This window comes from Stenotrophomonas sp. STEN240, from assembly GCF_056756175.1.
In genome coordinates this window covers 105,358-118,253 of sequence record NZ_JBRRBO010000011.1, presented here as the reverse complement: position 1 = coordinate 118,253, position 12,896 = coordinate 105,358, and the positions used below count along the sequence as shown (strand labels likewise).

Genomic DNA, 12,896 nt, shown 5'->3' with positions numbered 1-12,896 from the left:
TTTTTGTGTGTTTTTTTGTTGGGGGGCGGGGCGTACGCGGTTATTTTCTTGACATTAACCACCACGGCTTCGGCGCATAACCCCGCTCCCACAAAAGGGGAGTTTTTTAGCTGAAGGCTTTCCTGTCCTTCTCCACACTCATGCTATGGCTGCCCGCAGTTGCGATGCTGCGCGTCTTGATGCTCTGCATGAACACCCATTCGCCGCTGATGCGGGCCGGGGTGATGTCGATCATCGCGTAGCCGCGCTGTGAGGTGTCGCACCAGCTCAGTTCCGGGTTGCTGTCCATGAAGGCGCGTGCGACTGCGTCCGGTGCGGCGCCGAGGCTGCCTTCGATACCACCGGAAGTAACGGCCTGCACTGCGAATTCCACGCCCGCAGGCCTGCCATCGTGTTGCAGCGAGTAGGCCCAGGCGTTGTGGCTGTCGCCGGACAGCATCACCAGATTGGCATCCGCACTTTGCGCCGCCTGCAATAGGCGCGCCCGGGCCGCCGGATAGCCATCCCAGCGGTCCATCCACATCGGCAGCCCAAGCCGTGCGCCACGCACGTTGTTCTTGAATGCCTGCACGCGGCTTTCGCTGGCGTCACTGCGCAGCATGCCCAGTGTTTCGGCAGGCATCACGGTGCGGCCGAGGATGGTACCCATGCCAACCAGTTGCCAATGCGTGCGCGCAGCATTGGCTTTCAATGCGTCATGCAGCCAGGTTTCCTGTTCCAGGCCGAGCATGGTCGCCGACGGATCCTGCCATGGGCCATCGCGGAAGGCTTCCAATGCGGCATCGGTACCGGTCTTGTAGGCGCTGCCGATATCGGCCGGGCGGGTGCGGCCCAGCAGGCGGGATTCGGTACGGTACAAGGTGCCCAGGTTGCCGATCGGGTAGGCCTTCCACGGTTCGTCGGATACCGGCATCCATTCGCGATAGGCCTGCATTGCGGCGGCCTTGCGGGTGCTCCAGTCGCCTTCGCTGGCGGCTTGGTGATTCTGTGCGCCACCTTGCCAGCTGTCGTTGGCGCTTTCATGGTCATCCCACAACGCCACCATCGGTGCGTTCTGGTGCAGGGCCTGCAGGTCGGCGTCGGCGCGATAGCAGGCAAGGCGCATGCGGTAGTCCAGCAGCGAGATCATTTCGTGTTCGTGTGCTGGCATCACCTCGCGCTCGGCGATGCGGTCCTGCGCCTTGTACGCGGCGATGCCGTATTCGTAGAGGTAGTCACCCACGTGCAGCCACAGGTCCATGTCCTCGCGTTGCGCGGCATGCGCGTAGGCATTGAACCAGCCCATCGGCAGGTTGGCGCAGGAGAACAGGCCCAATCTGAAATTCGCGACATCGCCGACCGGCAAGGTACGGGTGCGGCCGGTGTCGGAGCGGCTGCCGTCGGCGGCGATGAAGCGGTACCAGTAGGTGGTGCCGGGCTGCAGGCCGGCGAGTGTGAGCTTGGCGGTCCAGTCGCGGTAGCTGCCGGTGCGCACAGTGCCGGCGGTCACCACATTGCGGAACTCACGGTCGCTGGCGATCTCTGCCTGCAGGGCGATTTCGTCGGTGTCGCTGGCGGGCACATAGCGGGTCCATAGCAACATCGAATGGGGACCGGGTTCGCCGCTGGCGACGTTATTGGTAAAGCCCTTGGCCGCCTGGATCTGCGCGGCGAAGGCGCGGCCGAGCGGCAGCAGCAGCGCGCCCAGCCCGAGGCTGGCGCCAATGATCAGACGACGGCGGTCGATGTTGGTGGTCATTGCGGGCTCTTTGGGTTTCGGGCGGCGGCGGATGTGGTTGGATGAAGCGGGCGCAGCGGGATGGATCGTCGGGCGAAGTGGCCCTCATCTCGTGCCCAGCCCTTGCGTTGATGCAAGGGCGTTCGGTGGCAGCGAACCTGCGGTTCGCAAGCTGCTCCCTCACCCCCGCAAGCGGTAGAGAGGAGGCAGCCTGCCTGGCTCGGGCTTTGGGCCTTTCTCGGTTCGCGCCTCAGAAGCGCCCGCGGATGCCGAAGTTCCACATCGAGCCGTACACCGTGTACATCTGCACGCGGCTGGGGATGTTGGAATAGATCACTTCCGGCTCGTTGAAGATGTTGCGGCCGGCCAGCATCACGTCGATGTTGCCGGTGAGCTTGTAGCTGGCGCTGATGTTCCACAGCTCACGCGCATCGCGGTAGAGGATGCCGTTGTTGGCGGTGATGGGCGTATTGCTCAGCGCGCTGACGCGGTGCTCGGACTGGTAGTTGCCGTTGATCTGGAAATCAAAGCGGCCGTAGTTGTAGCGGATGCCCCAGTTCGCGGCCTGCTTGGGAATGTTCTGGCGCGGGCCGTCCGGGTTCACCTGGGTCAGTGAGCCGTACATGCTCAGGCCCTTCCAGGCACCGGGCAGGAAGGTCATCTGCTGGTTGTATTCCAGCACCACGCCTTCGTTGGTGCTGGTGCCCGGCGCGTTCTGCGCGCTGCGGAAGGTGTAGCCCTCGTAGTCGTTCGGGTTGAAGCCAACGTCTTCCGGATTGACGGTGATGCCGGTGACCTGCATGTCCTGCATGTCCAGCTTGTAGTACGACAGGCCCAGCAGGCCCGACGGCTCCAGGTAGTACTGCAGGCTGGCGTAGTACTTGGTTGAATGCTCGGGTTTGAGCTGGGCATTGGGCACGCTGACGATCATGGTGTCGTCGTTGACCGACACAACACCGCCAAGGTTGCCGTAGTCCGGGCGCAGGATCGATTGGCTGAAAGACAGCTGGCCAACCAGCTTGTCGGTGAAGTCGTACTTGACCCCGCCGCTGAGGAAGAAGTCGTCGTACTCGCCCTTGCGGGTGGTGTAGCGGCCGTTGTTGTACTGGTACATCAGGCCTTCGACGGTATTGACGTTCAGGCCGGCAGCGGTGACCTCGCTGGCCGGGCGCACATCGGCCACGCGTGCAGCGGTGCGTGTCCTCTCATAACGCAGGCCGAGATCGAAGCGGGCATCACCCAGGCGGGTTTCGGCTTCGATATAGGCCGCATCCACTTCTTCCTGGATGCGCTTGTTGTTGTCCAGCCGGCGTTTGAGGTTGCCCACCGCGTCTGGCACGAAGTATTCCGGGTGCTGCTGGAAGAGGTCGTACATCGCGTAGTTGCTGTCGGCGCGCCAGCCCTGCTGGTTCATGTTGCCGGCACCGGTACCGATGATCTCGAAGTCGTAATTATTGGTCCACGGCACGCTGGCACCCGGATCGGTCTGGCTGCCGATGGGACCTACGTATTTGTATTGCTGGTACGAGCCCTCATTGGTGCGCCAATCATTGCGACGCGTTCCCAAGCCGCCCATCAGCGTCACCGGCGTGTCGTTGAAGCTGAGGTGGCGCTTCAGGTCGAGGTTGACGCCGTACTGGTCGTTGAGTGCATCGGACTCCGCGCTGCGCACGTTGTAGCCGATGTCGGCATCACGGTTGAAGTTGCTGGGGTCGCCCCATGGGCGCCCGCCGGTCTGGGCGAGGTTCCATTCGTGCGAGCTCTCCGACGGGCGATCCATGGTGAAGCCTATACCGGTCAACCAGCTGTCGGTGCGCTGGAAGAAGCCCTTGCTGGTGTCACGGAAGTTGAACTCGGCGCCGGAATAGCTGCCGCGCAGCACGGCTTCCCAGTCCTCGCCCTTGTACTCCAGCTTGGGCGCGATCAGGTAGGCCGGCGTGCCGGCATAGCGGTGCGAGTACTGCGTGTGCAGGCGGGTATTGGTGCCGTTGGGATTGACCACGATGTGGTTGGGCGTGGAGCCCGGCGCGGCTTCGGACTTGCTGGTGGTGCCGAAGATCAGGTACGTGTACTGATTGAAGTACTCCACGTCGTACATCGAGTATGTGCTGCGCAGGGACGCCACCAGCTCATCGGTGATCTGGTAATCCAGGCTGAGGTTGGCGGCGGTGCGGCTGGTCATCTTCGGGCCTGGGCGCCACATCGCCCGGTAGGGCATGGCGCTGCCATCGGGCTTGTAGGCGTAGTCGGTCTGGATGCGGTCCTGCTGCACATAGTTGGCGTTGTAGCTGGCGTTGAACTCCACGCCGAAGCGCCCGTCCATGAATACATCGCCGAAGCCGAACTGGCCGGACGGGTAGATGGTGTCGTGCTTCCTGTCATCCGGGAAGTACTTGCCCGACCAGTTGGAGTCGGAGGTACCCACCGCACCAAGCTGGAACACGATGTCGCGCTTGGTGCGCTGGAACGCGTACTTGCTGCGCAGGTTGATGTTGCCGCCGGGCGAATCGGCATCCATCGCTGCGGTCAAGGTATTGTTGAGCTCGATGGATTCGATGCCGGTGATCGACATCTGCTCGAACGAGTTCTGCCGGCCCGAATTATTGTTCGAGGTTGCCGTGGCCATACGCGCGCCATCGGTGGTGAAGGTGGAGTACTTCGGATCCAGGCCGCCAATGCGCACTGCGGTGGCATCAACCTCGGTGTAGTCCAGCGACAGGCCCGGCATCGACTTCATGAACTCACCGACATCACCCATGGTCAGTGCGCCGTAATTGTCGGCCGCCACCACGTTCTTGGCATTCATCGCCGCGCGCCGCTCCATGATCGCGCTGGCCTGGCCGTCGCGCGAAGCGGTGACCCTGATTGCGTCCAGGTCGGTTGCATCGCCGCCACCGGCAGCATAGGACGGTGCGTTCAAGGCGACCTCGACGCTGGTGGTCTTGCCGGCATCAATCGAGGCGTTGAGTCGTGCTTCCTGCAGGCCGGTGTACTTCACCAGCACGGTGACATCGCCAGCGGGAATGCCGGTCAGCTGGAAGTGGCCGCCTTCCTGCGAGTAGCTGATATTGCGGCTGCCTTCGATGCGTACCTCGGCGTTGCGCACGTACTCGCCGGTAGCAGTGTTGAGCACGCGGCCACGCAGGCTGCCGCTGCCGATGGTCTGGCTGCTGCCGTCTGTGACTTGCTGCGCCAACAGGTCGGGCGAAACGCAAAGCGCTGCCAGGATGGCGCTGACCAGCGCCGACTTCTTTACTTCGAGCATGGATCTGTTCCGGAGAGTGTGGGAGTACCGCACACAGCTGGGGCTACGCCGTGCAAGCGGCGCCACCTTACGTCCGGACAATTACAGAACCTTTACGTTTGAGTCATGGTTACTGTCGCGAGTGAAACTGTTTTTGCTTTGTTGTGGCTGCGCAGTGGTGTGGAGCGCGATGGGGCAGGCGTTTCCATGCGCGAAGGCTCGGTGCGCAGGCATTTCCGGTTGAGTGTGCGAATGCAGATGTGTGAGCGCGCTCACATGTAGGTTTCGGCACAAACGCCACCAACCCGCCGCCGCGCTGGCCCTTCTTTTTGTAGGAGCGGCGTAAGCCGCGAAGCTAAAGCTGCCAGAAAGTAGCAGCTTCCAGCATTGAGTTGATTGGCTGAAATTGCGTTCGCGCGGAGTTCTGCAGATGTGCCAGCTTCGCGGCTTACGCCGCTCCTACAACAGCCGGTGTCGTCGCGATTCACACGCTTCTTGTAGGAGCGGCGTAAGCCGCGAAGCCACCGCTGCCCGAAACACGCATCGCCGTTGGAACTGCAACAGCAGAATTTCCACTGATTGCGCAGCTTCGAGATTCCCCGCCGATATCAGCTTCGCGGTTTACACCGCTCCCACATGCCGATGATTCCGCGCCCCTCATCACGGCGCATGATTTCCGCGCTACTCATCACGGTGCAATGAACGGCCGCTCTGGATCGCCCGTCCAGCGCAGCAGCTGCAGGTCCGCGCCTTGTTTGCCATCACGCTTGAAGTCGGTGGCCAGGTAGAACAAGCCATCGCCTACGGCCTGCAGGCCAACGTCGGCCTTCTGGTTCCAGCCGCGGATGCCAGTGGCTGGGTCCTTCAAGCCCGCATCGGCCAGCGGCAGCAGCAGGCCTTGTTCCCAGCCGCTTGGCGTATCGCTGGGCACGCCAATCAAATCGCTGCGGTGAGGCGGTGCACCCGCATCAACGGCAAACAGCAGGTAGTTCGGGAATGTCGGCTTCCTCCCTTGGTAGACACCCATCAACCAGCGCTGTTGCCAGGCGTCATAGCTCAGGTTCTGCACGCCATAGTGGGTATTGCCGGTGCGCACGAAGTACTTGCCTTCCAGTTCGCGTGGCCCGCTGTGGTGCGGTGCGGCTTCGACCAAGGGCTGCGCTAGTGCTTGCCAGTTGCCGGTATCGTATTGCAGCAGTACCTGGTGGTCATTGTCGCTGCGCTCGCTATTGCCATAGATGCCATAAGCCACCGTCAGCAGCTGTGGGCCATCGGTGTCGCCAAAGCGCGGGCCAAAGGCGACGCCGTCAATTCCGGAGCAACCATAGCGGTGATCGGGCGAGGCGGTTTCATTGCCGCGGTATTTGCCATCGTCGCCATCGAAGCGACCGTCGCCATTGATGTCGGCGGTGTAGTCGCTGACCACTTCCGGCAGATAGACCGTGCGCAGGATGTCGCCGCCGGCGGCCTGGATGCCAACCCGGTCAATGCGCTGCACATCGATCATCGCGATGTAGAACGCCTGGTCCTGCTTGTACTCCAGCGAGCCGTAAACCTTGCCATCGTCGGGATTGAAATCCAGATCACCAAGATGCCCGGTCCAACCTTCCAGCGTGCCGATCAGACGGCCTTGCAGATCGTAGCGGGCCAGCAGGTTGGTGAACGAGTAATAGATATAGCCGCCCTGCAGATCCACCGCGATGCCCTGCACATGGCCGGAGGTCCAACTGCCGCCATGTTGCTGCAAGGGCAGCTGCGCGGGCGCGGCGGCCTGGGCAGTGGCGCTGGCAGCGATGCAAGCTGCCAGGAGGATCTGAAGCAGGGAACGTTTCATGTTGTTGGTTGATTGCCGGACCAACCACCTAACCTGGCTGCCAACGGTGACGTCGCGATGACAATGGCGCGCCGGCTTCCGCAATTTCGGCGGTGTGTGTTTCAATGCCGCAACGGATGTCGCACTTCAAGGAGAGATGGAAATGCAATTCAAGCAGACAGTTGCCAGTGTCTTGTTGTTGCTGGCGGCAGGCCAGGCCAGCGCACAGTCGCCGAGCGATGAGGCCTCGACATCACGGCTGCGCTTGTTCGGCCAGAACGGCGTCGGCATGGTGCTCTATACCAACACCACGTGCACGGCCGAATATGCGCAGAAGATCCGTGCGTCCGGTTCGCTGGGCAGCGCCTTCGGCTCCATGCTTGGCAAGGTGAAGAATGAAAGCCTGGGCATTGCGGAAACCGATACCAGCCGTGGCTTGAAGCAGCGCGGCATGATCCTGTCCAAGGCCTATTTCAAGGAATACCCGCTTGTGCCAGGGCAGCCTGTGGTGGTGGAGGCCGGTATGGGCTCGCCGACAGGCTGGCGATGTGATCGCCTGATCACTTCGGTATTCACCCCGGAGGCGGGCAAGGACTACGAAGTGGCGCTGGATGTCGATTTTTCCGGCGGGGTATGCACGCTGAAGGTCAATCAGGTTGCCGCTGACGGTGCCCTGCTGCGCCTGCCCGTGCAGCCTGCCAGCAAGCAGTGCGGCGTGCCGGCGGGCCAGTCCGGGCAGGGCCCGGAAGCGGGCCAGCAGCCGACATGATGCCGGCTGCCGGGTAGGGGGAAGGGCTCAGGCCTCTTCTTCCTCCTCCTCTTCTTCGTCTTCTTCTTCCTCGTCTTCGTCTTCTTCCTCATCCTCTTCTTCAAAGGCATCGGCTTCTTCGACACGGACGAAGTTGGGCAGGGTGTCGGCGAAACCGATCTGCTTGCCGTTGGCCAGCATCGGCCGCACAGCGCGCTTGCCGGCTTCTTCCACTACCGCGAAGCACACCAGGCTCTGGGCGCTTTCGTCACCGGCTTCTTCGAACACGGCTACCCAGCCGTCGGCGGGGATGATCTGAATGATGTTGTCTTGCATGGCTGGAGGGGTAGTTGAAGGAAGCCCGAGCTTGCGCGATGGCGGGCGCGCTTTGCAACCGCGCATTGCAACGGGGCCCGGGTGGGATACTGGCCCGGTCTGTCAGCGGGAGCGGCCAATGCCGGAAATGCCACCAAGAACACCCGATGGCCGTTACCTGGTCGTGCGCGGGCGGTTGTGGCGGGCCAGCAATCCGGGTTTGCCGGAGCACGTGCGCAGCGCGCTGGTCCAGGCGTTGATGGCGGCCCGCCGTGAGGTGGGCAGCGCACGCCGCGCCGGTGACCGCGAACGGTTGGCCCAGGCCGGTGCGGCCGTGGATGCCGCCAAGCAGGCCTTGGGCGAGCGCGGGCCGGTGTGGTGGACGGATGGCACGCCGGATTTCAATCGACATCTGGCCAGGAACACGCCTTATGCGGACTGGTATGCGGCGCTGCAGCTGGGCTGAGTGACAGACGCTTTACTCGGCGTGGCATGGCGACGAGGATGGCTGCACTGCCGAAACGGAAGCGCGCCATGTTCCAGTGCCGTACCCTCGCCACCGCTGCCGGCGGCACGGCGCCAGCTTCGCTATGGGTGGACCTGTGCCAACCAACGCCGGAGGAACTGGCGCAAGCCTCGCAACGGGTGGGCTTTGCTATTCCCGACCGCGCCGGTATCAGCGAGATCGAGTTCAGCAGCCGGGTACGGGTGGAAGGTGAGGCTCTGGTGCTGAACCTGCCGCGTTTCCAGTACGAGACCGAGCATGTGGTCGGGCCGCTCGGTTTCGTGGTGGCGCCGCACGCGCTGGTTGTGCAGCGCGAGCATCGCATCGATGCGCTGGAAGGAATGGAGGCCGAATTGGCCAAGCAGCCCTGCCAGGGCTCGGCCGATCTGTTCCTGCGCATGATCGAACACATCGTCGACCGCCTGGCCGATCTGCTGGAGTCGCTGGAAAGCACGATGAGCGAGTTCTCCCGGCAGGCTTTCAACCACCCCAAGGGCAAGCGGGCATCACGCCGGCTGGAACAGATGCTGCACGAAGTGGGCACGATGGGCCGGCGTATCGGCGCGTTTCACAACACCTTGCACGGCATGCTGCGGATGATGAGCTACCTGGATGAAACCACGCCGGAGTGGTTTGGTGCCGACGCGCCGAAGCGGATCAAACTGGTGGTCAAGGACCTGACCTCGTTGAGCGAATTCGAGCAGCAGCTGGGCGAGCGCAACGAGTTCCTGCTGGACAGCGTGCTGGGCCTGATCAACATGGACCAGAACGAAGTGATGAAGGTGATGGCGGTGGCCTCGGTGGTCGGCATCCCACCGACGGTGCTGGTGGGCGTGTGGGGCATGAACTTCGCATCGATGCCGGAGTTGCACTGGCATTATGGCTATGCCATCGCGCTGGCCGCTGTGGGCTTGAGCATCGTGGTGCCGTTGCTGTGGTTCAGACGGCGCGGCTGGATCTGAGTGGCGGGGTGCGGGTGGCGGGATGCGACGCGTTCTCGCCTACAATCCCAGCTCTTTTTGAACGCCCGATGGAATCGATGTCTGCCAAACCAATGAACGCCGCCGGCAAGCTGTTTGCCGCCGCTGCACTGATTGAAGGTGTTACCTGGGCCGGGCTGTTGATCGGCATGCTGCTCAAGTACGGCACCGGCACCACCGAGCTGGGTGTGTGGCTGTTTGGCCGCCTGCATGGGCTGGCTTTTCTGTTCTACGTCGTGGTCAGCCTGTATGCCTGGGTGAAGCTGCGCTGGCCGCTGTGGGCCGTGCTGCTGGCCTTGCTGGCGGCAATGCCGCCGCTGGTGACCGTACCGTTGGAGATGTGGTTCCGCCGCATCGGCTTGTTGTCCGAGCGCAGCGCCTGATTCCGCTCTGACAAGCAATGGCGCGGCCGGCTTCCACACGGTCGCGCCATTGAACCTGCAGTGTGACGCTAGCTAGTACTGGCTCCGACTGATGTATTGGGGAAGCAGTTCTTGCGCGGTGATGCCGTCGTCATGAGTGCCGATGTTTTACCTCGTCAGCTGCCTTGCCCATTGCTTTCTGCGCCTTTCCAGCATTTTTCTCCATGTTGCCGGCCATCTGCTGGGCTTTGTTGCCGGTCATCTTTCCAGCAGCTTCCTTGATGGCACCTTTGATTTCGTGTTTGGTGCCTTCAACACGGTTGCGGTCCACGATTGGTCTCCGGAAACGTCTGCCTCACTGCAGACGCCCTGAGCCTGCGCACCGGCGGGTTTGCTGCAGGTGAGTGCAATGTTGTGATCGTGTTGCCTGCACGCCGATGTTTAGCCTGGGTTGGGGATATGCGTGTTTAGCCAAGGGATGCGGCCGCCGCAACTGCCCGGGTTCAGCACGGTGCGCGTTGTTGCAGCGTGCGGAACTGCGGTTGCCATGCGGGTGGGCGGCGCTGATCCGGGCCCTGTTGGTTGGGGTATCCCTTCCAGTTCAACGGCGAGCTTGCGGGCGCGGCGAGCGATCCATGGTGGCCGGAATCAGCATTGCGGGGGCGCGCGGTGGTCCGGCAGCAGTCAGCCCCGGTGGGACCGCAGGGCAGACAGCAACGTTGCCGTACGCGCCAGCGGTAGGCCACGGCAGGGTCCAGGGCGAACACATAGCGGTCAAACAGCCCGACATCATCGCCAATCTGGCTGGCAAAGGTGTGCCTGCGGTTTTGATGGTGGATAATTCATCGGCCGCCGATGTCCTCTTGGGATTGCTGCGGATGGCCCTGACACGGCCGGGGTGGCGGGATTGCCACCCCCAGCGAGGTGGTTCGAGGGGGCTCCCGCTTCGCGACCGGCAGGGTTCGTTTGCCGCAGGTTTAGGTTGGTTCTACTAGTTTTCCCGGCTGCTCGGCTTCTCCTTCAAGGAATTCAGGTGCAACACGCAAGCAAACAGCGGTACCGCAGGGTGGGCCGCCAGGACTGGCTGCAGATGCCGCAGTGGGGCGATCAATGAGCAACAGTGTCACCACCAACAACGGCCTGGATGCCGGCATTGCGGTGCTGCCAGCCGAGCATCCGTTGCCGATGCCCGAGCAGTCGCTGCGTTCGGGTTCGCTGCACGTGCCGCGGCAGAAGACCGCACCGGCCAATATCGGCCTGCGCCGTCTGTATGTGTTCGGCACGACCGCGCTGGCCACGCTGGCGGCGACCTGGCTGATGGCGCGGGTGCTGTCCAGTGGCGGCATCAACGTGCTGGAAGGCTGCCTGCTGGGCCTGTTCGTGCTGCTGTTTGCGTGGATTGCGATGTCCTTCGTCAGCAGCCTGGCCGGCCTGCAGGCACTGCTGCGTGGCCGCCGCAAGCTCGGCATCTACCCGGATACGCCGCTGCCGCAGCTGCGCAGCCGTACCGCTTTGCTGATGCCGACCTACAACGAAGACCCACGCCGGATGATGGCCGGCCTGCAGGCGATCTACGAGTCGGTCGCGGCCACCGGCCAGCTGGAGCACTTTGATTTCTACGTGCTGAGCGACACCACTCGTGACGCCATCGGCCGCGCCGAGGAGCAGGTGTTCGCGCGTCTGGTGGAAGCCACCGGCGGCGCCGAGCGGCTGTATTACCGCCGCCGTGCCAGCAATGTGGGCCGCAAGGCCGGCAATATCGCCGACTGGGTGCGTCGCTTTGGCGGCGCCTATCCGCACATGCTGATCCTCGACGCCGACAGCCTGATGACCGGCGACGTGATCGTGCGCCTGGTATCGGCGATGGAAAACCATCCCACTGTGGGCCTGATCCAGTCGCTGCCGGCGGTGGTCGGTGGGCGTACCGCGTTTGCCCGCATGCAGCAGTTTGGTGGCCGCGTGTACGGGCCAGTGATGGCCTATGGCGTGGCCTGGTGGCACGGCGCGGAGAGCAATTACTGGGGGCATAACGCGGTGATCCGCACCCAGGCATTCGCCGAGGAAGCGGGTCTGCCGGAACTGCCGGGGCGCAAGCCGTTTGGTGGTCACGTGCTGAGCCACGATTTCGTCGAAGCCGCACTGATACGGCGTGGTGGCTGGGCCGCACACATGGTGCCCTACCTGCACGGCAGCTACGAAGAAGGCCCGCCGACCCTGACCGATCTGCTGATTCGCGATCGTCGCTGGTGCCAGGGCAACCTGCAGCACTCCAAGGTGGTTGCCACGCCGGGCCTGCATTGGGTCAACCGCGTGCATATGTTGATTGGCATCGGCCATTACTTCACCGCGCCGATGTGGGCGATGTTGATGCTGATCGGTATCGCCATTCCTCTGATCCATGGCGGCATCGACCTGGCCCAGGAGCTGCACCTGAAGATCTCGCCGGTGCATTACTGGCGCGAGCTCGACCAGAATGGCGTGTTCTGGGTGTTCCTGGTGACCATGGTGGCGCTGCTGTCGCCCAAGCTGATGGGCTATGTGGCGATGCTCACTTCGCGCAAGGAGCGCATTGGCTGCGGTGGTGCCTTCCGTGCCTTTGTTTCGATGCTGCTGGAGACCTTGCTGGCTGCGTTGATGGCGCCGGTGGTGATGTACGTGCAGTCGCGCGGTGTGGCGGAAGTGCTGGCCGGCAAGGATTCAGGCTGGGACGCACAGCAGCGCGATGACGGCAGCATTTCCGTGCGCGATCTGCTGCGCAGTTACGGTGGCCTGAGTGTGTTCGGCGTGGTGATGGGCGTGGCCGCGTACATGGTGTCACCGTCACTGGCGGCATGGATGGCGCCGGTGGTGATCGGCATGGCGCTGGCGGTGCCGGTGGTGGCCTGGACCTCGTCGCGCAAGGCCGGTGATTGGCTGCGCCGGCACGGCCTGTTGTGCATCCCGGAAGAGAGCGCTCCCCCGGCCGTATTGCTGCGCGCCGCCGAGCTGCGTGCAGCCGCGTTGAAAGAGCCGCTGCAGGACTGAAGCAACGCCGTTCCTACAGGACCCCGGATCTGCGGTGGTTGTGTAGGAGCGGCGTAAGCCGCGAAGCCGGTGACACCGCGGCCGCCATTCAATCAGCAACCTGACCAATGCAGCCGGGCTTGCTTCAACCGGCCACATAGCCAGCTTCGCGGCTTACGCCGCTCCTACAAGAATCCGGATTCAAAATG

At 63.1% G+C, this 12,896-nt stretch carries 10 protein-coding genes; 5 read left to right on the top strand and 5 right to left on the bottom strand.

Annotated elements, in window-relative coordinates; genetic code table 11:
* Window positions 1-106: 106 nt before the first annotated feature.
* The 3 genes from ACVOKO_RS07430 to ACVOKO_RS07420 all read right to left on the bottom strand — a co-directional run bounded on the left by ACVOKO_RS07430 (window position 107) and on the right by ACVOKO_RS07420 (window position 6,795).
* Window positions 107-1,738, bottom strand: a complete 1,632-nt coding sequence (locus ACVOKO_RS07430; protein ID WP_346498295.1) for an alkaline phosphatase D family protein — start codon at window positions 1,736-1,738, stop codon at window positions 107-109.
* A gap of 229 nt (window positions 1,739-1,967) precedes the next feature.
* Complete coding sequence (locus ACVOKO_RS07425; protein WP_346498294.1) at window positions 1,968-4,982, bottom strand: TonB-dependent receptor domain-containing protein; 3,015 nt, start codon at window positions 4,980-4,982, stop codon at window positions 1,968-1,970.
* A 667-nt stretch (window positions 4,983-5,649) separates the two neighbouring features.
* Entirely contained in the window at window positions 5,650-6,795 is a 1,146-nt protein-coding gene (locus tag ACVOKO_RS07420; protein ID WP_346498293.1) for a hypothetical protein, read from the bottom strand.
* A 142-nt stretch (window positions 6,796-6,937) separates the two neighbouring features.
* Here ACVOKO_RS07420 and ACVOKO_RS07415 point away from each other — a divergent pair, with 142 nt between their 5' ends.
* Window positions 6,938-7,543: a hypothetical protein gene (locus ACVOKO_RS07415; RefSeq protein ID WP_346498292.1), complete on the top strand. Its 606-nt coding sequence runs from the start codon at window positions 6,938-6,940 to the stop codon at window positions 7,541-7,543.
* A gap of 27 nt (window positions 7,544-7,570) precedes the next feature.
* Here ACVOKO_RS07415 and ACVOKO_RS07410 read toward each other — a convergent pair whose 3' ends face one another.
* Window positions 7,571-7,858, bottom strand: coding sequence for a hypothetical protein (locus tag ACVOKO_RS07410; RefSeq protein ID WP_057630609.1), 288 nt, complete (start codon window positions 7,856-7,858; stop codon window positions 7,571-7,573).
* Between the two features lie 118 nt (window positions 7,859-7,976).
* Here ACVOKO_RS07410 and ACVOKO_RS07405 point away from each other — a divergent pair, with 118 nt between their 5' ends.
* From ACVOKO_RS07405 to ACVOKO_RS07395, 3 genes are all read left to right on the top strand, one after another.
* On the top strand, window positions 7,977-8,303 hold the full coding sequence (locus ACVOKO_RS07405) for a hypothetical protein (RefSeq protein ID WP_346498291.1): 327 nt from the start codon (window positions 7,977-7,979) through the stop codon (window positions 8,301-8,303).
* A gap of 68 nt (window positions 8,304-8,371) precedes the next feature.
* Window positions 8,372-9,304, top strand: coding sequence for a CorA family divalent cation transporter (locus ACVOKO_RS07400; protein WP_346498290.1), 933 nt, complete (start codon window positions 8,372-8,374; stop codon window positions 9,302-9,304).
* A gap of 92 nt (window positions 9,305-9,396) precedes the next feature.
* Entirely contained in the window at window positions 9,397-9,705 is a 309-nt protein-coding gene (locus ACVOKO_RS07395) for a DUF3817 domain-containing protein (RefSeq protein ID WP_346498301.1), read from the top strand.
* A 130-nt stretch (window positions 9,706-9,835) separates the two neighbouring features.
* Here the strand turns inward: ACVOKO_RS07395 and ACVOKO_RS07390 are convergent, their stop codons facing one another.
* Complete coding sequence (locus ACVOKO_RS07390) at window positions 9,836-10,015, bottom strand: CsbD family protein (RefSeq protein WP_282272641.1); 180 nt, start codon at window positions 10,013-10,015, stop codon at window positions 9,836-9,838.
* Window positions 10,016-10,794: 779 nt separating this feature from the next.
* On the opposite strand from ACVOKO_RS07390, the gene mdoH reads away from it, so the two are divergent.
* Entirely contained in the window at window positions 10,795-12,708 is a 1,914-nt protein-coding gene (gene mdoH, locus ACVOKO_RS07385) for a glucans biosynthesis glucosyltransferase MdoH (RefSeq protein ID WP_346498289.1), read from the top strand.
* Window positions 12,709-12,896 lie beyond the last annotated feature (188 nt).